The following is a 25,552-nucleotide window of genomic DNA, read 5'->3' as shown; positions in this document are numbered from 1 at the left end:
TATTAGAGCGAGTCATTATTGTTTACAACCAACATTTTTATTCAAATCTCTAATGTCTAACCTGACTTTATGATCATCATTACCACTAATAATCAAAATTTTATTTTTCACAACTTTCACATCTATACTATTAAATCTTTGTTTTTCCTTACGTATTACTTGACCAACAGGAGAAATTCTTCTACCTGCTTGAGTTAAAGGCCAAAGCATAACGCGATTATCATCACCACCACTAGCTAAATAACAACCATCTCGACTCAAAGCAACCGATCGCACTGCTTTACCACCATGACCATCAGACCATTTATCTATAACTTGACACTGACCATTATTTTTACTCAGACATTGTTGCATATTCCATAAAGTAATTTGCCCCATATTATCTGCTGTTGCTAATAAACTTGGTTTATATTCCGTACTATCTACACTGACAATATAATCATTTTGACTACCGGGAGGATTATATGGAACTTTCCATAGTTTATTTTGGGAAAAATTCCATATAGCTAAGTTATTGTATCTACCACCGATTACTAAATTTTGTTTATCATTGCCAGCTAAAGTTAAACTATAAATAGGAAAGTTCACATCTTTGCAATCAACAAGAAATTTAACATCTTTGCAACTATCATTTTTTGTTAAACTTTGATGATCATCTAACAGAGCGCTATCTACATCCCATTGCAAAACTAAACCACTACCATGACCACTGAATAAATAGTGTGAATCTTGACTAAATTCTAAACCTAGAACACGGTCTGCTTTATCATTTGAAAAAGTAACTTTTGGCTTTTTCGTACCGCCAAGCACATCCCAAATTTGGATTTCACCATTTTCTAAACCTGCTGCTACCACGTCATTATCCACAGGTTTATAGCGCACAACCCGAACAGATTTACCTATATTTTTAGCCATCCTCCCATCATCTTGATTAACGAAAGGATTAGTAAAACCAGCAATCTTCCATCTGATAATACTTTGGTCTTGAGAACTGCTAACAGCGTGATCGCCTACACCATTAAACTGCACAAATGTCACAGAACGACGATGGCCAAAGAAAGGATTATTAGGATTAAGCCATGATAAAAACCAAAGTAAAAACAACAGCAAAACTCCTACGCTCATCTGTAGCCAAGGATGTAAAATAGGATGAATAATTAATTGTAAATCTTGATTTATATACTTAACATTTACTCTCTGGTCTGGTACAATAACCTTGACTTTATATGAAAGTTTTTGCTTTAAGCCAAACCATTGCCGCCGCTTACTTACTAATAGTTGTAAATTGTTATTTTCTCCTGGGTGTAATTCTACAAATTCAGGCTCAACTTGCCAAAAAGATTTAGGCTGTCCCTCCTCACCTTCTTTCACTTCAATACTGACTTTCTTGCTTAAATTACTGTGATTTTGGCACTCAAGTTGATAAGTTGTAGAATTAACTCGTAATTGCGGTAGCCAAGGACGAGATGCAGGTATTTGTTGCTTTTCTAGAGTACATCGAAAATCAATAGATCCTGCTGGGTTGACGTTAATTATTCCCTCCCGACTACGAGAAGGAACTCCATGAGAATATGTCGCTTCAATCGTAAAAGGATATGCTTGACTTGGGACTGCTTCAAGACTTGGTAACTGACATAAAAATGATGTTTCTTTTTTAGCACCAGGAGAAACTTCTAACAACCTTTCATCACCATTAATAAACCATTGAGGTTGGAGTCCAATGGGCTTAAGAGAAACACTTGCAGGTATTTGACTAGGATTAAAAACACGCACTGGAATCTCAATTAACCCCTGTGGTTGAGGTGTAAATTCGCGTGTAATTAACTCAACTTGCATAGCCACAGCGCCAACGCCTGCTTCAACTATCAACCGCAATATTTGTCTGTCTTCATCCCCCAATTCTAGCGAAAAAATCCGTACTATTAAGTTCATCTTGCCGATAAAACCAGCAACAGGAGTATTAGTAATAGTTACTTCAAATTTCGTACTATCTCCCGGCGGATTTTTAGCACTAACAGATGGCGTAATTTTGTACCAATTAGACCCCAAACTCTCGCCACCACCAGCCGCAATAATTTCGATTTGTAAAGATGCAAACTGATTACTTTCATTAACTACAGTTACATCAAAAGAAGCTGGCGAACCACCCGGTTGAAAATTCAATACTTGAGTAGAAATTTTAGTATTAATTCGATTAACTGCCATATAAAAAAGTAAAAAGTAAAAAGTAAAAAATTATTCCAACTTATTGAAAATGCTTTTTAATGGGTCTGGCTTAGTTGATATAGGTGTAGCAGTTTGTTGTCTTAATTGCGTCATTCGCTTACGCTTCCAGGCAAAATTAAGAATATTAATGCCTAACTCTTGGGCAGTGCGAATTGTTTCTCGTGATAAAGTTAATTTTTCATCTAATCCCCAAGCTAGTGATAAATCACCAATAACTAAAACAATGCCACCTGCAACTAAAATTTGCAGAGGCTTTTGATTTATAACTGGTAAAGCAGCAAATAAAAATGGCTGTGTCCGTAATGGATGGGATCTATTAAGTTCGCGTATAAAATCTTCTAAAGGTGTGCCTAAATTTTCAGTAATCTCTAAAATACTTTCTAATCGGTCAACAGCATCGGTAGGCGATTCTACTAACAAAACTCCCCCACTATCTAGATAACTTTCAAGATTAGCTAATTCTTGCACATTTAAAATTAATGGTTCACTTCCCGTAATAAATAGCAAATCATAATTAATTGCTATTGTTGGGTCTAAAAGTGGAAAACTTAACCGAGCAATTTGCTCATCTCCTTGGAAAGTACAGGTAAGACTTTCGGTATATTTTAATAAAGAAGATAAATTTGCAAAGCTATTACCTTCTTTAGTTTCCTGCGTATCAAGATGCGCCACCTGCACCACCGCAGTAGGACGCGATCGCGCAATTTTTCGATAGCGAAAATCTAAACTATTCAAACTTGGATAAAATACATCTTGGGGATTTTTTAAAGTTACTAATCCCGGCTGTAATAAAATTCTGCATAATTCCACTTCAAACGCATCAGGTGGTGAAGTTTTTTCATCAATCCGAAAAGTTTCGGCTTCAAATTTACTTTCACTTACTTGTTTGCGTTGTAAAGTTTCTGGATCTACATAACGCACAACTAAATAAATTAGCCTAGGTTTTTCTTCTGTAATATCAGCCGAGATATGAAAATCTATCTGTTGCGGAACCACAATCGGATTCCCATTCACATCAATGGCAATTCCTGGCTGAATTTGTAACCATCGCGCATCATTATATTGTGAGGGTACATCCTTTGGCGCAAGAATCAAACTCACACCCAAACCCTGAACTATTCCCGGTTCATTCAACGACTGATAATGAATATTTTGCCGCTGACGGTGATAATCATGCGATCGCTTCCATCGTTCAGCGTTAATCAATAAACCATCTTGAATTTGTAGTCGTTCTAGGGGGTGAATTTCCATAATATGAAGTATGAAGTATGAAAGTTTATTCTTTATCCTTTTGACTATTAACTATTGGTTATTAACGCATCTATATAAATTTCATAAGTACAAAAAGCGGGTTTCTCTTGCTCAATAATGTGTCGGACTAATTGTTCATCTACCTGATTTGGACGTTGCGGACGGAGGCGCACGATAAAATGATACGGACGACCGCCGCCAATCATTGCATCTTCACCTAGGCGCGTATTACCTAAAACAAAACCTTCGCCGCGAATTTCTTCAATACAAATATGCTTATCAACTTCTCTTGTAATATGTTCATCTAAAGGTAAATCTGTATAAAGATGTATATATAAACGTAAACCTCTACGTGTTCCCCGCCAGCGATACAGTTCAACCGCCGAACGAATTAAATAACGTTGTCGTTCTAAAGTCCAACGACGGTCAATCGGCCAGGCTACCCAGTGCGCGAGAAAAGGTAACAATGTCTGCGGTGCAGTCATTGGGTCTAAATAAGCCCACAACACATCTAGCGTTTGCACTGAGGGTTCAAAAGCCTGTTCAAAAATCTTCAAGAAGCGCCCAATAAAATCAACTTCTCGATAAACCGCAGGTAAAAACTTAGGATAGAGACTGCGAGGGCGGACATATAAATTTAAACCAGCCGTTTCAACTAACTGTCTACCAGTCCCCTCCTCAGTGTAGTTAACATGAATGCGACTGTGATAATCCAAGATTAAAGATTGACCAGTCCCTAGTTCGGGAGTTTCAAAGAAATCCGCCGGAAGTTGGAAGTATAACACCACATCCATCCGCGATCGCGGTGCAAGTTCATACCCCTCCATCCCAATACGACACCACTCAGCCGGGAAATTCCCCTCCACCCGCACATTCAACCGCAGCATCCGACTACCCAAATTTTCCAGATGCAAAACTATCTCACTCGGTTCCGGAGGATGAACCACCACATCACACCCAGCACGTACAGTCGTTTGACTACTAAGTGCTATTTGTGAAAAATCATCTGCACCCTTCCCTACCGCCGATGTTTGAATCGCGTTAGGTAATTGCATTGAAGTTAATTGCAGGTGCAGAATTTGACTACTCATAATTATTTCTTGTTTGTTATTCTTTTCTCTGTGTCCTCTGTGTCTCTGTGGTTCGTAATTTTTCTAACCACAGAGGCGCAGAGTTCACAGAGTATTAAAACGTAATTTATTGGATGAGATTAACAACATGGCCAGAACGCAATCGCGTATTTTGCCAAGAACAAATTAAACCCAACGCCCCCGGATCAATCACCGGATTTTGGGGAAGCGATCGCACCCAAGTTGAACCCACATAGCGCAATTCAAACAACTGCACTACCCCCAAGTACCGCACCGCCGGAAATTGCTGAAACAAATTGACAATATCCGAAGGATAAACAGGTCGCCCAAACGGCCAGCCTCTCCCATCCTGACCCCCCGTAATCGGATTCAAAAACCGATACAACGCCACCCGTAATTTACTTAAAATCTCTTGCTGGGCGGCAGGATGGTTGTATTCTGGTTCCAGCGCAACTTCTGTTTGCACCGCTACACCCACATATTCCGGCGCTTGCAATTTAACCTGTATTCCTAATAACCTCCGTTCATCCAAATAAGCAATAATTTGGTCACGTAACTGCGGACTCAAACTAAATAATTCCGGTTCGATACCTTCACCACGAATAATTGCATCTGTATTCGCCGCCGGGACAACTAATAATTTGACAGTTCCAGCTTCTTGTGTAGTTGTCGGTGGTAAGCAGCGTACCCGCGCCACCGCACCACCGCCAGCTTGTAGGGTCAGCACTTCAAAATCTTCGGGAGTCACAGCGCGATCGCGGGTTCGCAGCATCGCCGGAACGCGAATCACCGCATCTTCCAAAGATTCCGCATCGGAACCGTTACGCGCGGGTGTATGGTTAATCAACCTCGCAATATATGGAACCGCCGTTTTCGCTACGGTAATCGTCCCCCGTTGCACATTCCCCTTCCGCCCACCACCAGTCCGGTATGCAACCATCCGAATCACCGAACCGCGCGGCGGAACAGCCCCATATTGTCGTTCTAATTCCTGAATATTAGAAATATTCCCCACTCCCCGCCTAAATTCCGTTTGCTGCTGGAGTTGGGCTGGTTCCCGAATCACCGGGCCAAACTGCACTGTCCCGGTGCGCGAATCAATTGTATAGTGCAAATCTTGGGGGAGAGAATTAGCAAAATCGCTGACCTCATACCACCGTTGAGGGATTCCCCCTGGCGGCGAAACCAGCAAATATTCATCTTCCCGACGGTTCAACAAGGGAACGCCTTGTAACTGGAAAGTTTGTCCCGGTGTACCGTCGCTTTCCCCTAAAATTTCATTGCGAATCAGTTCACTTTGACTAGCACCCACCGTCCCACCAATGGATCTCACCGCCAAACCAACCATCCGCGGCGCACTGCTATATCCTGGTTGATTGGGTTGGGGCGAAGTGTAAACGCAACGCAACCAACGTCCTTGGTACGCGGTGAAGGTACTCACAGGCCAGAATTGGGGTAAATGCAGGACGATATCTGCACCTTGTAGGGGGTTAATTCCTTGGGTCGCCAATTCGCTAAAACTAAAACCCTTGGTGCTATCGTCCGCTTCTTGTAGTAACACCACTTCCCATTCCACACCATTCCAAGCTTCCCAACGCCGCGGCGGAATATCGGGATTAATCCCCGTGGCGGTGGCTGCTTCTCCTTTTAATTGCAACGCCAGAACGTTCCCCTCACACTGGGATTCCCCATCAATAACTAAATAAAAGCTGTTTCCCGGTTGGGGTTGTTCGTCAAAAAGTGCCAACTCTCTACCATACCACTCACCATCAGAGCGCATCGTCCATAAATTAGTAAAGCGATCGCGCAAAATTTCTGGTTTTTGATCAGCGGTGGGACAGGTGAGAAAGTGGCGAATTTGCGGTTTATCAATAATTAAAGGCCGATCTGTGGTGAAAGATATGGCCTCTTCTGTTTCCGTGCGAATTGTCGCCACCTCCACCCCAGCCGGAATGGTGTAAGTATCAGGTAAAGCCGCACTCAAATAAAAAGTAATATCCGCCACCGCAGGCGCAGGCGCTTGCAACCTGACACCCAATAACTCTAAAAAAGTAATGTAATTGCGCTTGGGTACTTCATTGAACCGCAGCAACATTTGGTCAGTTAACCAAGCAAATAGCTCAATGAGCGTAATGCCTGGGTCACTGGGGTTATAATTCGTCCATTCTGGACAATAGCGGGGAATCCGCAGAATACACTCATCAACTAAATCTTTAAAAGTGCGATCGTCTAGATTAGACTTGGGTAACTTTGGTAAAAAATCAAATTCCACAATATTAATAAAAGTGCTGAGTAATATTAAGACAACATGGTTCAGTTAAAGTTTTGATCCCCCCTAGCCCTCCTTCAAAAGGGGGGAATCACACTCTTAAAGTCCCCCTTTTGAAGGAGGATTTAGGGGGATCTTCATTGAGATATAAAAACTGATGACTATTGACCATTTAAATAAAACGGAAATACTAAACTCCGCGAATCATGGGTATCTTTGGGATGATATTCAATCACAATATCTACACGACCTCGCAGTGGATCAGGGTCAGCACGCACCGCATCTAAAACGATTCGTGGTTCCCACATCTCCAACGCTTCTTGGACGTGTAGACGCAAAAGTAATAAAGTTTGAGTATTCATCGGTGCAAAAGTCAACTCCGACAACCGCGAACCAAAGTTAGGACGATACACCCGTTCACCCAAATCGGTACGCAAAATCAGCATCATCGACTCTTCAATATTGCGATCGGCCTTACTAAGTTGCAGACCCCCTTGGACATTCACCCGTAACGGAAACGACCAGCCCGCACCCAGGTGTTGATTTTGATTGAGTTCCGGCATGGTAGGTACACAGTGATGAGCAGTCTACGCTACTTTATGCTGATCAACAAAACAAAAACCATTCGCCAAAAGTCGAGTTAACTTTCAGTTTGGTAGCGTTGTATGTGATTAACCTCTACACATATCTTGCAACTGGCTCGGCTATACAAACAAAGTCCGCCTACGCGGACTGAAGAAAAATCAATGGTTTGAAACCCGCGCAGGCGGGTTTTGCCTGTGTAGCCGCGACTTCAGTCGCCCGGTGCTTCAGTCGCTCCTGCATCTCTTAAAACAGATTCCATTTCACAAATGGCTAAGTGAATTTCCTCGCCAAGAATTTCCTCTCTGTCAAAGTCATGAAGTAAATACAAAGCAGTTTCCCCATGTTTTCCTGCAAAGTTGACATTTGCTCCTGCTTCCAGAAGGAGACGAACAATATTTACTTGCTGACTTTCAGCTGTTCCCGAAATACTTTTAGTACCACATAGCCAGGGAATATGAGCATCAACAGCTATCATTAACGGAGTCCAACCATCTGTCTGGTTAGGAATATCAGGAGTCGCACCTAATTGCAGCAAGGCTTGAACTGCTTCAAGATATCCATTATTTGATGCTGTCCACAAAAGAGTACATCCATTATCACTAATCCTATCAATATTCAATCCTTGCGAAATTTGCTCTTGACATCTTTCGATAAATTTTAATGATACAGATCGTATTGTTTCGTTTAGACTTAGCTCTGTAATTGTTGACTGAGCTAAATCATGAAGCCATTGACCAAAAGTGTCAGGATTATCTGTACTTGGTTTAGAGTTGATCAGCTGTTGAAAAGTAGTTTTATCTTCAGAATAAAAAATTGAATTACTTTTGAGACCATCAACTAGATGTAACATTGCTTGCCTACGTTGGCTGATTGAAGCAAGTGGCGCTAAGAACTCAAATATTTCTTGCTTTCCTGTCGCAGCAGCACTCAGTAAGGGATCTCCAGTAAATCTTTCATCATCATCATCAAAACCAAAAACTTCAAATTCAGGATATAGATTTTCTGATTTTGGACGAATCTCTAATGGTTCTAGAGACGCACCTTGCTGCACTAATAGCTTTACAACATCTAATCTGTCGTTAACCACCGCCAAGTGAATTAGGCTATCTGGTTCCTCTCCTTGCAAAACATAGTTATAGTTACTAATTTTCTTCAGCAAAGATGTGAACTTTTCTAAAGAAGCGCCTTGAGTAAGGGTTTGTTCAAATTCTTGTGAAAAATTCATATAAGTCACTAATGACGATGACTATGAGAAGCGTTTAAACAATGTCAACTTAATGCCGTGATATTTCTGTTCAGTGTATCACTTTATATAGAGTACATATAGTATAGTACTTTGTCTAAGTATATTTACTGAACATACAAAAATCAATGAATCTACGGTGAATTGTCTTAAATTATTCATTTATAATCGAGTTGCATCAAATATTATTTAAAATTTTAATCTTCCAAAATCAAAGCTGATACCTAACAATATGGCAGTTATCTGATGATGGATTTACTAACAATTAGTGACAAATGACCATCAATTAGGTATAAAAAACTGATGCTTTAGCAAAATCAGCAATAAAATCAGGATGAGAGCAAATGATTAAAAGCAATTTCAGCAGTCTGATTGTTAAAAAGGATGTCTTAGCTCTTTTAAATGATTTTGCTAAAGCAATAGATAGTCAGTTCAGAATAGAAGATATCGAAGGTCAAATCTTCTTTGGTACGGCAGTAGATATTTCGGCGATCGCCCACCCAATAGAATTTACTGGTGAATTGATTGGTTGGGTACGTGGTTCACAACAGGCATCTGGTGTTGCTTCATTCCTTGTCTATGCACTCAAACAAGAATCTGAGAAGAAAAATCTCGCCCATGAATTACTAGAAAGATATCAGGAAATTGATTTACTTCATGATATTTCAATTCAAGTAACTGCTAGTCTCAATCTCAGACAAGTTTCTCGATTGCTCATACAAGAAGCTGGCCAATTAATTCCCTCAACTGGTGGAGCTATTTTATTGTTAAACAAAAAAACAAATATTTTTGAGACTCTGGCAGAAATTGGTGCTAATAGTTATCTCCAGCATCCGATAAAATTAGGCGAAGGAATTATCGGTGATGTAGTCCAAATGGGCAGAGGAGAGATTATCAATAATATTGTATCTTATCCTCGATTTATTGGTGAACCAAAACAATTTAATTCGTTTATTTGTGTCCCGTTAAATGTCGAAGAACGGGTAGTTGGAGCAATTATTATTGGTAGCGAAACTGCGGTTAATTATACTAACAGAGACTTAAAACTATTAAGTATATTGGCAATGCAGGCGGGAGTAGCGATCGAAAAAGCCCTACTTTATGAGCAAAGTTGTGAAGCTGCTAAAATTGCCCAAATCCAAGCGCAACAACTGCAAACTACACTGCATGAATTACAACAAACACAAGCACAGTTAATTCAAAGTGAAAAAATGTCTAGCTTGGGGCAGTTAGTAGCGGGAATTGCCCATGAGATTAATAATCCAGTCAACTTTATCAGCGGTAATATTAGTCATGCTCAACAGTATGTTGATGATTTATTGCGTCTAGTGCATATTTACCAAGATAATTGCGATTACCTACCACAAATTCAAGACCTCACCGAAGAAATTGATCTAGACTTTCTCTCTGAAGATTTGCCAAAACTGATAGGTTCAATGAGTTTAGGAATCAAGCGTGTCCGTGAGATTGTTGTATCTTTACGCAACTTTTCGCGGACAGAACAAGCACAGATGACGGTAGCAGATATTCATGAAGGCATTGATAGTACACTGCTGATTTTGAACAATCGCTTAAAGACCAGCTGTGGAAAATTAGGAATTGAAATCGTTAAAGATTATGATGTACTGCCTTTAGTTGAGTGCTATCCCAGTCAACTAAATCAGGTATTTATGAATATTATTGCAAATGCAATTGATGCCTTAGAAGGTCAAGAAAAAGAAGGGATTATTACTATTAGCACTTCATTAGAAAATGGCAAAACATGGACAAATTATCCATGTATAGTCGTTCGGATTCAAGATAATGGTTCGGGAATGAGTCAAGATGTGCGCGATCGCCTCTTTGAACCTTTCTTCACGACAAAACCCATCGGTAAAGGCACAGGCTTAGGAATGCCCATCTGTCGCAAAATTATCGAAAAGCATAACGGTACAATTGAATGCTTCTCAGAACCGGGACAAGGCACTACATTCTGCATTCAAATTCCTATCACTGCTCGCAAAAATGCTGATTTACCAAAAAAAATGCTCAGTAAAGGCTCTTTTACCTTTCAACCACCAATTAACACCGTTGGCGCACCTATACCCACAACAGTAGTTAATGGTACACCTGTTACAGTATTAACACCAGCTACCTGAGATGTGACTCGCGCCGCAGGTCTACCTCCAATCAATACGGTAAAAGAACCCATCACAATACTTCCAGTAACCACAGGCCCCGCCACTAAATCGCCAACACAAGCTGCGGGTAAACCTGCAATTAAAACATTAGGCACACCAGGGGCAGTAATCGGATCGCCTGTGACAGTTAAATCAGTTAATCGTGCTGCTGGAAACATAATTTTTTAGGGATTTTTAGAAGGTAGATAAAGGTGATAACTCACAAAAAAGAATTAAATCAGGGCTTAAGCAAAAGTATGAAAAAACGAACCGCATAGACGCGGTAGCGGCTACTCTTACGAGTTCTCCGAAGGAGTACCCGCAGGGTAGGACGCAAAGTTATAATAGTTTGAGAGAGTTATTGCGTAAGTCCTATAAATTTCAGACTTCATACTTCACACTTCATTAGTTAACAATTCAATCGAATTATCCCGCCTAAAATACCTACCGAAGCTGCACCGTTGATGCTCACCGCAGCGCCAGCATTTACACTAACCGAACTACCAGAATTAGCGGAAATTGCGCCACCAGCGTTAGCACTCAAAGAACCTCCAGCTTGCACACTGATGGAACTACCAGATTGGATACTCACAGTTCCAGTCGTTCTCATTGTGATACCGCTGGGTGTAAGTTCGATACTTGTACCCCCTACAGTTAAGGTAATTTTTTGCGTTGCAGTTACAGCTATTTCACCACCGTTGACACTAATCTTCTTGGCTGTCCCGGTTGTCCCAGATTTAACTGTAATGTCACCTGTGGAAGTCAAGCTAATCGTTTTATTACTATCATCACAGCGAAATTTGTGACCGCCTGTAGTTTCTAATTCGGCAAATTTCTCGCTGTCATTCATTCGCAAATTGTGACCATCTACTGTTTGCAGATATGCGCCTTTTTTAGTATTGCTTTTGTCTTCTTCGACAAATTGGAGTTTATGTCCAACACGAGTTTTAAAAGTTCGGAGGCGCACTTTGCCAGTAACAACAGTGTCATCTACTTTTTCTGGTGGTGCATCTGTGCCATTCCAGACACCGCCAATGACATAAGGACGGTGAATATCGCCGTGTTCAAAGGCTACTAAAACTTCGTCGTTGACTTCTGGTAAACAGTCAAAACCTCGTCCTGGGCCTGCGCCTACACTGACAACTCTTGCCCAATTACTCTCATGTTCCTCAGTTAAAGTAGGAAACTTCACCCGTACACGACCCCAGCCTTTCGGGTCTTTGTTATTACTAACCACACCCACTAACATAGTTTGTCCTGGTTGCAGATGTGTTTGGGGTGATATGGTAGCTAACAAGTCTCCAGAACGCAAACCACGAACACTAAACTCTGTGACAAATTTTCGTTCTTGGAACAGATGACGAGTTTCAGTCACGTAGTAACTACCACTGTAGCTACCCATATCTGTCAATTTAATTACTTTCCCCGGTCTAATTTCGGGATTCCCTTCACCTTTAGCATCAGCAGCCACAAACTCACCGCCTAGTTCATTACACAAAGCTTGAGCGATTTTTGCTGCTTCATTCACACTAAATACAGGCTGGTCTACCACAATCATTTTCGGACTGATGCTGAATTTAGTACTACTTGAACTGCCTTTACCGTTATCTGTGGTGGTAATTACTTGTTCTGTAGAGGCTGTAGAAACAATTGGCTTTTTGGTAGTGTAATCCCAGCCCCGCACTTCTACAGAACTTACTTGTTCTGCACTACTAACACGAACCCGAAAGCTATGGATATCTTCTAACCATTTGAGTGATAAAGATTGGTCTTGTGCGGGTTGGCGGAAGTTTAATTTGCTATCTTGCACATACAACTCAAAGCCAAGGCGGGCTGCTCTTTCCCGCAGAAATTCCATATTGGTTTGATTTTCTTGAAAGACGTAATCATGAACAATAGTGGTAGAAGTAACTGTACCTGATATAATCCCTGCTTCGCCAATAATCTGAGTCACAACATCGCTATCGGTGACATTTTGAAAGGAGCGATTATAACGTCCCCGATGCAAGCGATGGGAAACATCATAACCACGAATCACAATGGGAGCTTGAGAACCACTGGTGAACTCAGTTTCTATGGCTGTAATTTCCCCTTCTAATACGTAACCTTGCTCCGCTGTTTCAAAATCTACGTTTTGCGTGGTGCTGGCAACAAACCCAATTTTAATCTTTTTACCAATAGCAAATAAACTTTGATGTTTCCAAGTTTCTTCTGTTGTCAGCCCTGGAAAGTAATCATTACGAATTACTAAAGTAAACATTCCTGGTAAATGCAAACTTTCCTCCACTGTGATTTGCAAAATATCGTTCAGCAAATCAGCAGACGCAGGAGTGCCATCAATTTGCAATAGCGGCTCAGGTATGTAAAGAACAGCAGGCATACGTGTAGGCAAGAGGTGATTGCCAATAGTCTAAGGAAGATAGTGCATTACGGGCTATTCCCCAAAGGTCGAATTAACTCCGACTAGATCTGCTGTCACCACTGCGATCTACACTGCTAGATGTACCCATACCCGGTTGAGAAATTGATTCATCAACTTCTTCTAAGGAGAGGTTAACTTTGGCGCGGACTGGTGTACCGTCAGGTAGAAACAGGGTGAGGCTGTAGTTGAGAGATTGGACAAAACAGCGTAAATATTGCTGGTCGCCCCAGGTAAATATATAGACTGGTGGACGTTTTTCTTTACCTGCGCCAGCTTCAGCAAAGTTAACGGCTTTTTCAAATTTTTTCAGGTGCGTGAGGACGCTAGTACCGCTTTCGTAGGTGTCAAATATGATGTTACTAATACTGAGTCTGCATGGTTCAGGGTAAGCAAAACTAACTTTTGGTAAACCTCTTCCGGTACGCGCACCGCTGCTTTTAGTCAAGTTAATTTGCTGTGAGAAGTCTAACTGACTAGGGTTAAACATGAACTCGATATCTGGCGCGGCTTGTTCTGTGGCTATAAGTTTTGCTTTTACTAAACGAGTGGTCATAGTTGGGGATGGAATTGATAAAGTGAAAAATAAAAAGGCAAAAGTAAAAAGGAACTAATCTTCTACCTTTTTACTTTATTACTTTTGTCTTAGTAGCCCCGTTCCCTATTATTTTTGCTGAACTGTCAAAGTATACTTATGCTTGGCATCAGAGTTAAATGTACCGACCCAAATCTGATAAATACCTTTTTTCCAGTTGCGATCGCTAATACTAGCATCTTTACTTCTACCCGTGTCATCGCCGCAACGAATTGTGTCATCGTTTGGCCCTTTGATCAGTAAAGTTGTATCGGTATTACCTGTATTCACCAATATTGTTAGTTGGTCAAAGTCTTTTTCTAAAACCATTGTGTAATCTGGTTTGGGGTCTGCAAAACCAAGACAGGCTTTTTTATCGCGATCGCGGTTACTAATGGCAGGTAATGAGAAAGAGCCACCAGTATAACCCGAAAATTTACCTTGGGCAGGTTCAAATCCCGGTAGCAGACTGAATTTACCAAAATTTGCTGTTTCGGCGATCGCTGGTGCAGCAGTTACAGCGGCTAGGATAGCTAACACCCAGCCGATTCGCTTATAAAGTCGGGGGCGACAGTCTTTCATAGTAGCCCTCCAACAGGCTTGACTAAATGTAGTTATATATACATATTGTAATTAATTCATTCCTGAATAATTTGACTCGTCTGTGCCACATTCGGATGTGACACACTTCATACTTTTTCTTACTCTTGCAATTGTAAGAAAACACCACCTTTAAGTGCGTTGGTTTCGCTACCGTAACTACTAATTGTGAGCGATCGCAAACTGTTAAAAAATGGTTTTCCTAATACTTCTATGAGTTTGAGAACTGGGATTTGTCTTTCTAAAATTCTTTGACTTTTTGCCCAATCAATGTATACATATCCTTGGTTTGGTTGGGGAATTGCTGCGACACTATTTTGGAAATTGCGATCACCTATTAAAGATTTCTCTTGATTGGTGAGAACTTCGTCCATTGTTGCCAAATCGGAGGTAAAAATTTCGTAATTGTCTAGGGTGGTGTGTATCCCTTGGGCTTGGGCTTCAATGGTGAATAATGGTCGGTCTTTGGCTGGTGTTTGTTTAGCGGTTAACTGCGTCCAAGCGGAAATTTTCTGTTTATCTAAACTCAAGTTACTACTACTAAGTCCACTTGAGGAAGCGATCGCATCTAATTTCGCAATCCCTTCTGGAACACTCTCTACTTTCTCCACCACAAAAACCCAATCGGGGAGAATTTGTCCTGTACGCGGTAACAGTGCGATCGCATATTCTCCTTTCACCCAGCTAAAAATATCTTGACTAAAGTTAATTCCCCAGGTTTTTCGTACCTCGGTTAATGGTTGTACCAATCTAGAAATCACATCTGTTCCTGAACCAGAAATGGCGATTTTCATTTGTGTCCAGAATTTTGCTAAATCGCTATCACCCAAGTTGCTTAAATTTGCGCCGGAAATTGCCAAACCCGCCGATGCTGGGATATATTTCAACGCGCCTACTGGTTTTGCTAATGGTGATGATGGCGGTGTGAGTTCCAACCCAGATAAAAAGCTGGTTTCTGCTAATAAACCTTTGGAATTCAAGCCTAGAGAAATAATTTCACTGTCGTAGGTTGGTTCTGGTAATTCTAAACCTTGCCATTGGGCAATGATAGGAAAATTCAAGAAAGCCACAGCTAAGGAAGCTGTAGGTAATTGCTGGGTGGCTTTTTGATATTGGGGAGAACTAGTTAAATTGAGGTCTGGCGCTTGGACGTTGTTAATTGCATCTTTTACCACACTAGGATCGTTGGCGAATAACACAAAGCCATCACCAACCACCGCTGCTGCAAGTTGGCTATCATAAAGCACCTTCACCCCTTGATATTCTTCGGTATCTAAGTTAGCACCAGCTAATACCCGCTTAGAAAATAGCAACTCGACAAACTCGCGGCTTTTGTCTTGTTTATTGGTAGCTACAGCCATGAGATATCCTGGCTGCTGTCCGTTGACGGAATCTCGGTCGATATCTGTGGTGGTGACGGCTAGGGTAATTTCGTTATCTAGCCAAGGCTGAATATCTTTTTGATAATCAATACCACTCTTAGCCAATAAACTAGTTTTAATTTGAGAAATTTCCCCGTTTCGTTCTAAGGCTTGCAATCGGTCGGGATTGGTGAGTAAAGATACCATCACCGGAGATAGTTTAGACACGAAAATAGCTGCACCAGGCTGGGAGGTAGAGGCGACTAGGTTCACGGGACTTTTGGTCAAGAACCAAAAAGCGGCGATCGCAATCAATATCAGTGCGATCGCACCAGCCGCTATCAAACCAAAAAATGAGCTTTGCCGATTCACCATAAATCTATTAAATAATCAGTTTCACAGCCATTTAACCAGAATTGGTGATACCAATTACAAACTCATTAGGAAAGATGAATTGGCAGAGAGCAGACACAGCAAGTAATCCTCAATCTAAAATCCAAAATCCAAAATTGTATGAGAATGGATGCTCATGCGAAGGGAAAGGTTTTCTGTCAACATAAATGTATAGGATCGTTTACAAAAACTTCATGACAGATAAATCCTTTGATCAACCCATGACTCAGATTAGTGTTGAGGAATTAGCAGAACGTTTAGCTGCTGGTGATGCAAATATTCAGTTCGTAGATGTGCGTGAACCCCAAGAATCAGCGATCGCTAGTATTGAAAACTTTATTAACTTACCCTTGAGTGAGTTCACCGACTGGAACCAAAAAATTTTCGCTATGTTGAATCCTGAAGCGGAAACGCTGGTACTTTGCCATCATGGTATTCGTTCTGCTCAGATGTGTCAGTGGTTAGTGGCTCAAGGATTTACAAATGTTAAAAATATTTCAGGTGGTATTGCTGCCTATTCCCAACTAGTTGACCCAACAATTCCGCAATATTAGAAGGATCATTGGTCAATAGTTATTATTCCTTGCACCTCTATTCCCACACGATTACACAATCAGCATTTACCCTGACGACATTTATCTTAAAGAGTGAGAAAAATAAGTATCTAACAATACAGCTTATTCGTGTAATTTGTGGGAAGATACTTAATATTTAAAAAATTTTAAATCGTTAAAAAACTTTTGCTGGGAAATATTTATTGGTTCAGAATTAGCAATCTAAGAATGTTGCTATAAGTAACTATAATAGAAATAAACATTTTGCTATCTTAATTAATTAATATTTAGTCTTTTTTTGCATTAGCTAAAAAAAATTTCAAATTTCGCTTAAATTTGCTTTCAGTAGTAAATACCTTATGGAAGTCCAGTTGACAAATCGACAACAGCACATACTTTGGGCAACAGTACGTCACTACATTGCTACAGCAGAACCTGTTGGATCAAAGGTTTTAGTTGAAGAATATGACCTAGGCGTTAGCTCGGCCACCATTAGGAATGTGATGGGTGTATTAGAAAAATCTGGGTTACTTTATCAACCACACACATCAGCCGGAAGAATCCCTTCTGACTCAGGTTATCGCATCTATGTTGACCAGTTAATTGCACCTTCTCTGCGAGACACTACACGAACAGAAACTTTAGCCAAAGAAGTAGAACTGTCACTCCAACAACGGCTGCAATGGGAAGATTGGAGTTTAGAAGCTCTCATCCACGGAGCCGCGCAGATTTTGGCTACATTGAGTGGTTGTATTAGCTTGATTACTATGCCACAAACTTCGACGGCCTTAGTCAGGCATTTGCAATTACTGCAAATTGAAGCTGGTAGAATCATGCTAATTCTAGTCACAGATGGCTATGAAACTCATTCTAAAGTGATGGATTTGCCCCCTGTAAAAGAAGATTCTCAAGTTGATTCCGAAGTAATAGATCGTGGGTTGCAGATTGTTTCTAACTTTTTAAATAGCCAGCTACGAGGGCGGAGTTTATTAGAAATAGCTAACCTAGACTGGAGTCAATTAGATCAAGAATTTCAACGTTATGGAGAATTTTTGAAAAGTGCAATTGCGGAATTAAGTCGTCGCACTCAAACACCAAATACTACACAAATTATGGTGCGGGGTGTAGCAGAAGTTCTGCGTCAACCCGAATTTTCTCAATTGCAGCAAGTCAAAACAATCATGCAATTGTTAGAAGAAGAACAAGATAAACTATGGCAATTAATCTGTGATGAACCGGAAATAGAAGACACCAGTAAATCTAGAGTGACGGTGCGAATTGGTGCGGAAAATCCACTAGAGCCGATACGTACTTGTAGTTTAATTTCTTCTACCTATCGTCGAGGTTCCGTACCTATAGGTAGCGTAGGGGTTTTAGGGCCAACACGCCTAGATTACGAAAGTGCGATCGCAGTTGTCACAGCCGCAGCCGATTATCTCTCAGAAGCTTTTAGCTAACAGCTTTTTTAGTAAGAATACTTACTAAATTTGTATATGTAATCACCCTTGATGATTTAGCTTTATCTAGGTTTTAATGGAATTTCCTAGATCATACGTTTCTGCTTTACATAAATTACAGAGTATCATCCCAAAAAGTGAAACGTATTTTCTGAGAAGGAATTAAACATTAAGCTCGGCTGGGAATTCAGTCAATGATCAAAGCTGTAGGATTATTAATGACCGGATTTTGGTTATTCATGGTTTATGACTGTATTCGCAACGAACCAGAAAAGCGATTATGGCTATGGATTTTGATTGTTGTGAACTTTCCGGGTGCGATCGCTTACTTTTCCACGCGCTGGATAGCACGAAAAAATATCCCACTTCCTAATTATTCAAGTCACTGTACACATAGCCATAAAATATGGACAGCAGAATCACAAGTAAGAAGTATTAGGGAAATTCATATTGATGATTTTGGAAGTTTTGATCAAGCAGAAGCCGCCGATAATCTGCAAACGCTTTGGAATGAAGTATTTATTGACATTAAAAATCAACAATATGCTTCTGCTAAACAGTATTTACAAAGTCTATTAAAAATAGATCCAGATTATCAATATGGTGATGCTTCTTTAATTTATGGCGAAATATTGTTTGCATTAGAAGAATTTACAGCAGCTAAACAGCATTTAGAGAACCACATCCAACATTGGAATCATCCACAAGCTTATATAACCTTGGCTCAAATTCTCTCTCAGCAAGGAGATATAGAAACTGCACGTCATTATCTAGAAATAATTATTGTTAAAATTAAAGAATCTTCTTATTATCACTACAAACGTAGACAGACTATAAGTAAGGCAGAGAAACTATTACGAACTCTAAAATGTTAAAATAAGCTTATTTTTAAGTTTATGTTGAGGCAAGTATCTCTGTTTTCCCTTTGGGTGGTATTTGTGGTTTATGCTTTTTTCCTCGCACCACCAGATCAACCAGATACATTTGAGTTAATCAAGAAACTGTCTATTGGACAATGGCAAGAGATTAATCCGCTAATTATTTCGTTATTTAATCTCATGGGGGTTTGGCCTCTCGCTTACAGCGCATTAGCATTTACTGACGGGAGAAATCAAAAAATTCCCGCTTGGCCATTTGCGACAGGTTCTTTTGGTGTCGGTGCGTTTGCTTTGTTGCCTTATTTATTTCTCCGCACACCAAATCAAGAATTTGTTGGCAAAAAGAGTATTTTCATCAAGTTTCTGGATTCCCGCGTGACTGGTATTATCCTCACAGTAATTGCCAGCATACTAGTTGCTTATGGTGTACGAGGTGGAGATTGGCAAGATTTTATCCAACAGTGGCAAACTAGCCGCTTTATCCATGTGATGAGTTTAGATTTTTGCCTCCTGAGTTTATTATTCCCGGTGTTACTAAGAGATGATATGGCACGTCGAGGCTGGAAAAATCCACAACTATTTTGGTTAATCAGTCTGATTCCATTATTTGGCCCGTTAATTTATTTGTGTGTCCGTCCAGCTTTACCGGAAGCCGATACAATAGGCGTAACTAAATAACAAGCGACAGTTAATTAACAATTTGCCGACTGAAAAAATTCACGTATGAGGAAATTTTCTTACTTGATATTCGGCTGACTCTATTAGCTGATAAGTATCTCCTAATGCCTGAGCAAATTTACTATCAATAACTGCTAAATCTGCTTCAAAAATAGCTTTCCACTGTTCTCTTGTTGCCCAACGAATAATAAAAGTGACTTCTGAAAGATTGTGTGGGTTAATCCAGACTTCTTTACTGAGGAAACCGGGATACTTAGCTAAGGCTGTTGTCCAAATTTCTGCATCTTGTTGGATAAAACTTTCTCGCCGATTTGGGTCAACCTGAAATTTCAGCAGTTCTATAACCACACTCATTCATTCCTTCTGTTTGCTAATTTGCCAAAATAGAGATGTAGGCTAGAATTAACTCCGCTTCCAGCATAGCTTGATTGCATACACTCAAGAGCAAGGAGGCTGGTTTGAAATAAATAACAGGAAGGACGTATGGATAGCAACAACTGGTTGCAACAGCTAATGATGGTAGGAATTGGTACAACGTCTTTGGTCGCAGAAAAGTTGCGAGAAGTCAGTGATGAATTAGTCAAAGACGGCAAGCTAAATCCTGAGCAAGCTAAGGCGGTAATGGATGATATTGTAGAGCAGTTAAAGTCAGAGCAAGGAAACTGGGATGTCCAAATGCAAAGACAAATGCGGAATATGATGCAGGACTTAGGGGTGGCGCGTCAGTCTGAGGTTGATGAACTACGGGGAAGAATTGACCGTTTGGAACGTCAAGTTCGTGATTTAGAAAATAAGCTTTGGCGTTAAATCTGTCCTTTGTGATTTAAACTAAATGTGTTCTGTTAGTATTGCTTTTTCCAAACGACCTCAGTAGGGAGGAATAATTTTGAAAGCAATTTTACTCAGCGTGGGTGTCATGCTGGTTTGTGTTGTGGTTTTAGTGTTAGGGCAATTAGGCAATAAACAAGATACTGCCATTGCTGCTAATTTGACCCAATCGCAATCATCGCCCACTACCATTACAAAAAACGATACTCTAATAGCGAACAACACTATGTCTGATAAAAATGTTGTCACTACTTCCTCTGGGCTAAAATACGTTGAAATCAAAGAGGGAACAGGGACAACTCCTCAGTCTGGCCAAACAGTTGTAGTTCACTACACTGGCACTTTAGAAGATGGTACTCAGTTTGATAGTTCCCGCGATCGCGGCCGTCCTTTTAGCTTTCAAATCGGCGTAGGACAAGTGATCAAAGGTTGGGACGAAGGACTCAGCACAATGAAGGTTGGGGGTCAGCGTGAGTTGATTATCCCCGCAGATTTAGGCTATGGTTCCCGTGGCGCTGGTGGCGTAATTCCACCTAACGCTACCCTAATTTTTGATGTGGAATTGCTTGATGTTAAATAAAGTGTGAAGTATGAAGTATGAAGTCTGAAATTTTAGACTTCATACTTCACACTTTAATAATTTGGTCTTGCTAGATTTTTAAACTTGGTATATTGCGGGTCGAATAATAGTTTTACTGTGCCTGTTGGGCCGTTGCGGTGCTTTGCTACTATGACTTCAGCAATGCCGCGATCAGGGGTATCTGGTGAATAATATTCATCGCGGTATAGCATAATAACTAAATCTGCGTCTTGTTCGATAGAGTTGTGAACAATAATATTATTGGCTACAAAGTTGTGTAAACCAGGAACAGTTAGGTCAAAAACTTCTTCCTCTCCACTCAATTCAATTGAAACTATTTCATCCCAATAAACATCGCTATTAGCCAAGGACAAAAGTTCATTTGATTGAACAAGCTTGGCTACTTTTAATGCTCTTTCTCTACTTAAATTCGCTTTGTAAAGCGTAGAGCCACAATAAGATGTTCCTAAAGAAGAATGTAATAGCCTTGTGGTTAAACTAACACTTGGCATTGCGGGTATAACTAGTGTTTTCCAAACATCTTTGGGAATGACATCTCTGTTAGGGTTATGAATTGAGTTTTCCAAGTGTTGAGCAATTTGTTGCAATGAACCTAGCTTATATTCTCCTACTGCTCTAACTTTTTGAATAAATAACTCAAGATCAGGCTTACCAGTAATGGTCACATGATATTGGTTTCTACCTTTGCCAATTTGAGGAATTATCTTGAGCTTGGCATTAATTCCAAGCCTTAACAAAAGGGTTTGTACATCAAAGGCTAGTCTCTCGCTACTGCTGGCATAATACGCAATAGGTCTTGGTCTTTTACCAGCAACTAATTTAATACAGCCATCTGTACTCCAAAGGTGTCTTAAAAAGCAGGCTATTAACTCCTGTGGTTGTGAGAATAATTCTTGAGGTACAAATTTTTCGTAAGACCTTAAACCAAAAATACCGAGGGAATCTAGCCATTTAGCAATAGGATTTCTCACACTATGAGTGAGACGTTTTGTTGCGGATAAATATACTTGATACCAGTCTCGCTCAGGCGAGATTCTAGGAATGATTGAATCTCCAAAAACTTCTCTGGCTAAGAAAGCAACATTCTCTGCTAAATCTATCTCTCTGGTTGTGTACTGTATCGCATGACGTGGTAGTGTACAGCCGTCCCCAATTAAATGTCCTAATAATGCAACCTCGGTATAGGTCATTGTTGGTTTACCAGAACTGGGAATATGTCTTGGTAAACATAGATGTTGTTTAAGATTTAATTCATCCAGTCTTTTCCAGCCATTAATTGTTAGAAACTTGTGATTAACTGTAGCACGAATTTTTCGTCCTAATCGAGTTGTTAGGGTAAATACAGGCTTGATTCCTGTAGAAAAGGTATGGCTAACATTTGCCTTTTCTAATTGCATTGTGGATTCGTTCAATGCCCAAATGGCAAAACCAGATTTACCAACTAATTCTTTAATTGGTACTTGTAATCCACTATCTGCCAATGTAATTAAAGTATCACCTGTTAAACAACCTGATTCTCTCAAATCAGAAAGCATGGGACGCTTGTTTGTACGTGCTTCTACGCCGCGGCTTAACTGGGATAAAGCAATTACAGGCACAGATAATTCACGGGCTAAACCTTTGAGACTGCGCGTAATCCGAGATAATTCTTGTACGCGGTTATCGCCTGCGCCTTCCATTAATTGCAGGTAATCTATGACAATCAACCCTAAGTCTGCGCCTTGTTCGGCTTGCAGTCGCCTAGCTTGACTCCGCATTTCGTTAACGGTCATATTTGGCGTATCATCAATGTAAATCGGCATTTCGGAAAGCATACCAATCGCCCGACTTAAGGGTTCCCACTGGGTTTGACTGATGCGTCCACTCCGCAGATAACCCGATTCAATTCCCGCTTCACTCGCTAAAAGTCGCTGTACTAGCTGTTCTTTGGACATTTCTAAGCTAAAAACCGCGACTGGTAATTTATAACCAGCAGCAATATTATGAGCTAGGTTCAAGCAAAAGGCTGTATTGTGAACACAGATATCATTAGCCACAAAATTGTGTGTTTTAGAAATTGTTAAGTCATAGACTTGCTTGAAACCTACTAGCTCAATTGCTACAATTTCATCCCAGTAGATATCACTAGTCGCTAACTGTTGTAGTTGTAAATTTTCTAAAGCAGTGGCTAAATTCCACAGCCGTTCTCTTTTTAAAGCACGTTTACCGACGCGCATATTTGTATAGTTTTGAATACCAGCACGTTTGGCTAAACTTGCCCAAGATTCGTTACCTTTAGCGATCGCTATCTGTTCCCAAATTTCAACGGGAATGAGGTCACAATTAGTTTGATATCGCTTTTGTGATATTGCTTCTGCGACTTTTTCTAAGGCTGCTTCTTTACCAACAATCCCAATTTCAGAGATAAATGTTTTGATACTTTGGGCATCAGTGATATCTAATTGCCAAGCTTGTCTGCGAGTGTCTTGATATTTCACTAAACGTTTTTTCAGTCTGGCAATAATGCCAAATCGCAATAATAAATGTTGTATTTGTCTTGCTAATTTTTCGCTGACAGAACAGTAACCTAATTGTGATTGACCGCTTGTAAGTAAAGTTGCCCATCCATCTGTAGCAAACAGACGATTGAGAAACATAGCTATTTGCGATCGCTCTAACTGAAAAACAATTGTTGGTACTGTTTTGGTATGAGCATCTTTACCCCATAACCCTAATTTTTCTAACCAAACTGTGAGGGAATTGCGGCTAGTCTTGCTGATGCTAGTAAATCCATAAGGTGCAAATTCTTCTGCTTCAGTTTTGAGCAGTGTACACAGTTTTTTAAACTTATTAGCATTTGGTACACATTGCCCTTGCTGCCAAATAGTTAACAAAGATGGACTAACATCTAACTCACAACTCAATTGTCTAGCAGTTAAACTTTGAGACTGAACTAAAGTTTTTAAGCGTTGAGCAAACAATTGTCTTTGACTAGCAATAAATTCTAAATCACCTCGAACACAAAGTGATGGTGTGCATTGTTCTTGGGAAGTCTCCCAGCGCACAGCCAAACCGCCAAAATCAGCCACAGCTTGGGAAAATTCTGTTTGGAGTAACGGATTACTATTTGTAAATCGTGGATTGCTATTAGTCAAACCACCATCACCGATTAAATAGGCTAGTAATTTCACCTCACATTCACGCAGGGTTTTTGTCCCAAATACATCTATTTTGCGCGGTACAGCAATTCGCTCTCCAACTTGAAGATTTTCTAATCTTTGCCAGCCTTTAATAGTTAAATATGGATGGGTGATTGTGGTTTCAATAGTTCTCCCCAAGCGAGTTGTTACTCGAAAAACGGGTTTTATCCCATCATCTACAAATGCTGATGGTTGGGTGAAGCTAAATTTCCAATTATCATTTAACGTCAATAACGAGCCTTGACGCTGTTTGTACAATTGTTCAATAGTGGTAATTTTTCCATCTGCCAAGACGATTTCTGAATCAAAGCTGAGGCATTTCCCCATTGACGGCCTGCCAGCGACGATAATTAAATCAGAACGCTGGAAACCGCTAGTCATAGCATCTAAATCATAAAACCCACAAGGAATCCCAGGTAAAGCAATACCTTGATGGCGTGTTTCAATATCTTGAAAGGTATTGACTAAAGTATCAGAAATATGTACTAAACCCGATTGAGGCCGTTCTTGGGTGACACCAAAAACTTTCTGTTCTGCTTTGTCTAAAACTAGTGGTAATTCGGTTTCTGTTTCATAACCAAGATGGACAATTTCGTTGCCAGCTTTAATTAACTGTCGCCGCAGGTATTTTTCCATGACTAAGCCTGCTAAAGCGTCAATGTTAACCGCTGAGACTGTGCGGTCTACGAGGGTGGCTAATTTATTTCTACCGCCAATCCGCGCTAGTAAATCATTATCTGTTAACCAGCTGGTAATTGAAAGTAAATCTGTAGGTTTACCTTGGGCGTGGAGGCGCAGGGCGGCTTGATAGATTTCTCTGTGGGCGCTAATATAAAATGCTTCGGCCACTAGGCGATCGCTAACTCGGCCAATCGCTTCTGGATCTAATAAAATTCCCCCCAAAATCGCTTCTTCTGCTTCAATATTTTGGGGTGGTAGGCGATCGCTACCATCGCCTTGAAAATTTAATTCTTCCGCCATATATAATTTTGGATGAGTAATTTAGGATATCACTTAAGTTAACCTTAGCTAAAACATAGCTAATTGCCTTTGTATCCTATTTCTTTTCATCTTTGGTGCCTGGCAAAATCTAAATCAGTCGACTCAAGATATCATAAAATGCGATCGCCAAAATCACATCTAAAATTTTGTATCAAAAGTTTGACACATAACCACTTCAAATAACATAATTTAAGCGCATTCAAA

Annotated in this window: 20 protein-coding genes; 7 read left to right on the top strand and 13 right to left on the bottom strand. The window is 40.3% G+C overall.

Annotation, left to right across the window (positions count from 1 at the left end; all coding sequences use genetic code 11):
- Positions 1-15: 15 nt before the first annotated feature.
- The 6 genes from NOS7107_RS18515 to NOS7107_RS18490 all read right to left on the bottom strand — a co-directional run bounded on the left by NOS7107_RS18515 (position 16) and on the right by NOS7107_RS18490 (position 8,647).
- Positions 16-2,205, bottom strand: coding sequence for a hypothetical protein (locus NOS7107_RS18515; protein WP_015114477.1), 2,190 nt, complete (start codon positions 2,203-2,205; stop codon positions 16-18).
- Between the two features lie 30 nt (positions 2,206-2,235).
- A complete protein-coding gene (locus NOS7107_RS18510; protein WP_015114476.1) occupies positions 2,236-3,477 on the bottom strand; it encodes a DUF4159 domain-containing protein in 1,242 nt (413 codons plus the stop codon).
- A gap of 47 nt (positions 3,478-3,524) precedes the next feature.
- Positions 3,525-4,568, bottom strand: a complete 1,044-nt coding sequence (locus tag NOS7107_RS18505; protein ID WP_015114475.1) for a phage tail protein — start codon at positions 4,566-4,568, stop codon at positions 3,525-3,527.
- Between the two features lie 106 nt (positions 4,569-4,674).
- Positions 4,675-6,840: a putative baseplate assembly protein gene (locus NOS7107_RS18500; RefSeq protein WP_015114474.1), complete on the bottom strand. Its 2,166-nt coding sequence runs from the start codon at positions 6,838-6,840 to the stop codon at positions 4,675-4,677.
- 158 nt (positions 6,841-6,998) lie between these two features.
- Positions 6,999-7,400 (bottom strand): GPW/gp25 family protein, encoded by a 402-nt coding sequence (locus NOS7107_RS18495; protein ID WP_015114473.1) that lies wholly within the window; start codon positions 7,398-7,400, stop codon positions 6,999-7,001.
- A 230-nt stretch (positions 7,401-7,630) separates the two neighbouring features.
- The gene (locus NOS7107_RS18490; RefSeq protein WP_015114472.1) at positions 7,631-8,647 is read right to left on the bottom strand and encodes an ankyrin repeat domain-containing protein; all 1,017 of its coding nucleotides are present in this window, start codon (positions 8,645-8,647) and stop codon (positions 7,631-7,633) included.
- A 362-nt stretch (positions 8,648-9,009) separates the two neighbouring features.
- Here NOS7107_RS18490 and NOS7107_RS18485 point away from each other — a divergent pair, with 362 nt between their 5' ends.
- Positions 9,010-10,803 carry an ATP-binding protein gene (locus tag NOS7107_RS18485; RefSeq protein ID WP_015114471.1) on the top strand — a complete coding sequence of 598 codons (1,794 nt, stop codon included), beginning with the start codon at positions 9,010-9,012 and terminating at the stop codon, positions 10,801-10,803.
- Here NOS7107_RS18485 and NOS7107_RS27980 read toward each other — a convergent pair.
- The 5 genes from NOS7107_RS27980 to NOS7107_RS18460 all read right to left on the bottom strand — a co-directional run bounded on the left by NOS7107_RS27980 (position 10,716) and on the right by NOS7107_RS18460 (position 16,150).
- The gene (locus tag NOS7107_RS27980) at positions 10,716-11,003 is read right to left on the bottom strand and encodes a PAAR domain-containing protein (RefSeq protein ID WP_015114470.1); all 288 of its coding nucleotides are present in this window, start codon (positions 11,001-11,003) and stop codon (positions 10,716-10,718) included. The two genes, NOS7107_RS18485 and NOS7107_RS27980, sit on opposite strands and share 88 nt — an antisense overlap.
- A 230-nt stretch (positions 11,004-11,233) precedes the next feature.
- Positions 11,234-13,216 (bottom strand): VgrG-related protein, encoded by a 1,983-nt coding sequence (locus tag NOS7107_RS18475; protein ID WP_367579364.1) that lies wholly within the window; start codon positions 13,214-13,216, stop codon positions 11,234-11,236.
- 61 nt (positions 13,217-13,277) lie between these two features.
- The gene (locus tag NOS7107_RS18470) at positions 13,278-13,799 is read right to left on the bottom strand and encodes a hypothetical protein (RefSeq protein ID WP_015114468.1); all 522 of its coding nucleotides are present in this window, start codon (positions 13,797-13,799) and stop codon (positions 13,278-13,280) included.
- A 108-nt stretch (positions 13,800-13,907) separates the two neighbouring features.
- Positions 13,908-14,399, bottom strand: coding sequence for a hypothetical protein (locus NOS7107_RS18465; RefSeq protein ID WP_015114467.1), 492 nt, complete (start codon positions 14,397-14,399; stop codon positions 13,908-13,910).
- A 119-nt stretch (positions 14,400-14,518) separates the two neighbouring features.
- On the bottom strand, positions 14,519-16,150 hold the full coding sequence (locus NOS7107_RS18460) for a DUF3352 domain-containing protein (protein WP_172641491.1): 1,632 nt from the start codon (positions 16,148-16,150) through the stop codon (positions 14,519-14,521).
- A 215-nt stretch (positions 16,151-16,365) separates the two neighbouring features.
- Between NOS7107_RS18460 and NOS7107_RS18455 the strand changes: the two genes are divergently transcribed.
- From NOS7107_RS18455 to NOS7107_RS18440, 4 genes are all read left to right on the top strand, one after another.
- Positions 16,366-16,725 (top strand): rhodanese-like domain-containing protein, encoded by a 360-nt coding sequence (locus NOS7107_RS18455; protein WP_015114465.1) that lies wholly within the window; start codon positions 16,366-16,368, stop codon positions 16,723-16,725.
- A gap of 359 nt (positions 16,726-17,084) precedes the next feature.
- Entirely contained in the window at positions 17,085-18,182 is a 1,098-nt protein-coding gene (gene hrcA, locus NOS7107_RS18450; protein WP_015114464.1) for a heat-inducible transcriptional repressor HrcA, read from the top strand.
- A 194-nt stretch (positions 18,183-18,376) separates the two neighbouring features.
- A complete protein-coding gene (locus NOS7107_RS18445; RefSeq protein ID WP_015114463.1) occupies positions 18,377-19,057 on the top strand; it encodes a tetratricopeptide repeat protein in 681 nt (226 codons plus the stop codon).
- A 21-nt stretch (positions 19,058-19,078) separates the two neighbouring features.
- The gene (locus NOS7107_RS18440) at positions 19,079-19,738 is read left to right on the top strand and encodes a DUF2834 domain-containing protein (protein WP_015114462.1); all 660 of its coding nucleotides are present in this window, start codon (positions 19,079-19,081) and stop codon (positions 19,736-19,738) included.
- 39 nt (positions 19,739-19,777) lie between these two features.
- On the opposite strand, the gene NOS7107_RS18435 is transcribed toward NOS7107_RS18440, so the two are convergent.
- A complete protein-coding gene (locus NOS7107_RS18435; RefSeq protein ID WP_044500942.1) occupies positions 19,778-20,086 on the bottom strand; it encodes a TIGR03792 family protein in 309 nt (102 codons plus the stop codon).
- Positions 20,087-20,221: 135 nt separating this feature from the next.
- Here NOS7107_RS18435 and NOS7107_RS18430 point away from each other — a divergent pair, with 135 nt between their 5' ends.
- Positions 20,222-20,545 (top strand): phasin family protein, encoded by a 324-nt coding sequence (locus tag NOS7107_RS18430; RefSeq protein WP_015114460.1) that lies wholly within the window; start codon positions 20,222-20,224, stop codon positions 20,543-20,545.
- A gap of 79 nt (positions 20,546-20,624) precedes the next feature.
- Positions 20,625-21,146 carry an FKBP-type peptidyl-prolyl cis-trans isomerase gene (locus tag NOS7107_RS18425; protein ID WP_015114459.1) on the top strand — a complete coding sequence of 174 codons (522 nt, stop codon included), beginning with the start codon at positions 20,625-20,627 and terminating at the stop codon, positions 21,144-21,146.
- A 53-nt stretch (positions 21,147-21,199) separates the two neighbouring features.
- On the opposite strand, the gene NOS7107_RS18420 is transcribed toward NOS7107_RS18425, so the two are convergent.
- Positions 21,200-25,327 carry a replicative DNA helicase gene (locus tag NOS7107_RS18420; RefSeq protein WP_015114458.1) on the bottom strand — a complete coding sequence of 1,376 codons (4,128 nt, stop codon included), beginning with the start codon at positions 25,325-25,327 and terminating at the stop codon, positions 21,200-21,202.
- Positions 25,328-25,552: the final 225 nt, after the last annotated feature.

The organism is Nostoc sp. PCC 7107 (assembly GCF_000316625.1).
GTDB lineage: Bacteria > Cyanobacteriota > Cyanobacteriia > Cyanobacteriales > Nostocaceae > Nostoc_B.
The sequence above is the reverse complement of the archived record's forward strand: the minus strand, read 5'-3'. Positions and strand labels throughout refer to the sequence as shown.

Coding starts and splice junctions, on each gene's coding strand:
- NOS7107_RS18515 (WP_015114477.1), bottom strand. CDS start 2,205: ATGGCAGTTAATCGAATTAATACTAAAATTTCTACTCAAGTATTGAAT.
- NOS7107_RS18510 (WP_015114476.1), bottom strand. CDS start 3,477: ATGGAAATTCACCCCCTAGAACGACTACAAATTCAAGATGGTTTATTG.
- NOS7107_RS18505 (WP_015114475.1), bottom strand. CDS start 4,568: ATGAGTAGTCAAATTCTGCACCTGCAATTAACTTCAATGCAATTACCT.
- NOS7107_RS18495 (WP_015114473.1), bottom strand. CDS start 7,400: ATGCCGGAACTCAATCAAAATCAACACCTGGGTGCGGGCTGGTCGTTT.
- NOS7107_RS18490 (WP_015114472.1), bottom strand. CDS start 8,647: ATGAATTTTTCACAAGAATTTGAACAAACCCTTACTCAAGGCGCTTCT.
- NOS7107_RS18485 (WP_015114471.1), top strand. CDS start 9,010: ATGATTAAAAGCAATTTCAGCAGTCTGATTGTTAAAAAGGATGTCTTA.
- NOS7107_RS27980 (WP_015114470.1), bottom strand. CDS start 11,003: ATGTTTCCAGCAGCACGATTAACTGATTTAACTGTCACAGGCGATCCG.
- NOS7107_RS18470 (WP_015114468.1), bottom strand. CDS start 13,799: ATGACCACTCGTTTAGTAAAAGCAAAACTTATAGCCACAGAACAAGCC.
- NOS7107_RS18465 (WP_015114467.1), bottom strand. CDS start 14,399: ATGAAAGACTGTCGCCCCCGACTTTATAAGCGAATCGGCTGGGTGTTA.
- NOS7107_RS18455 (WP_015114465.1), top strand. CDS start 16,366: ATGACAGATAAATCCTTTGATCAACCCATGACTCAGATTAGTGTTGAG.
- hrcA (WP_015114464.1), top strand. CDS start 17,085: ATGGAAGTCCAGTTGACAAATCGACAACAGCACATACTTTGGGCAACA.
- NOS7107_RS18445 (WP_015114463.1), top strand. CDS start 18,377: ATGATCAAAGCTGTAGGATTATTAATGACCGGATTTTGGTTATTCATG.
- NOS7107_RS18440 (WP_015114462.1), top strand. CDS start 19,079: ATGTTGAGGCAAGTATCTCTGTTTTCCCTTTGGGTGGTATTTGTGGTT.
- NOS7107_RS18430 (WP_015114460.1), top strand. CDS start 20,222: ATGGATAGCAACAACTGGTTGCAACAGCTAATGATGGTAGGAATTGGT.
- NOS7107_RS18420 (WP_015114458.1), bottom strand. CDS start 25,327: ATGGCGGAAGAATTAAATTTTCAAGGCGATGGTAGCGATCGCCTACCA.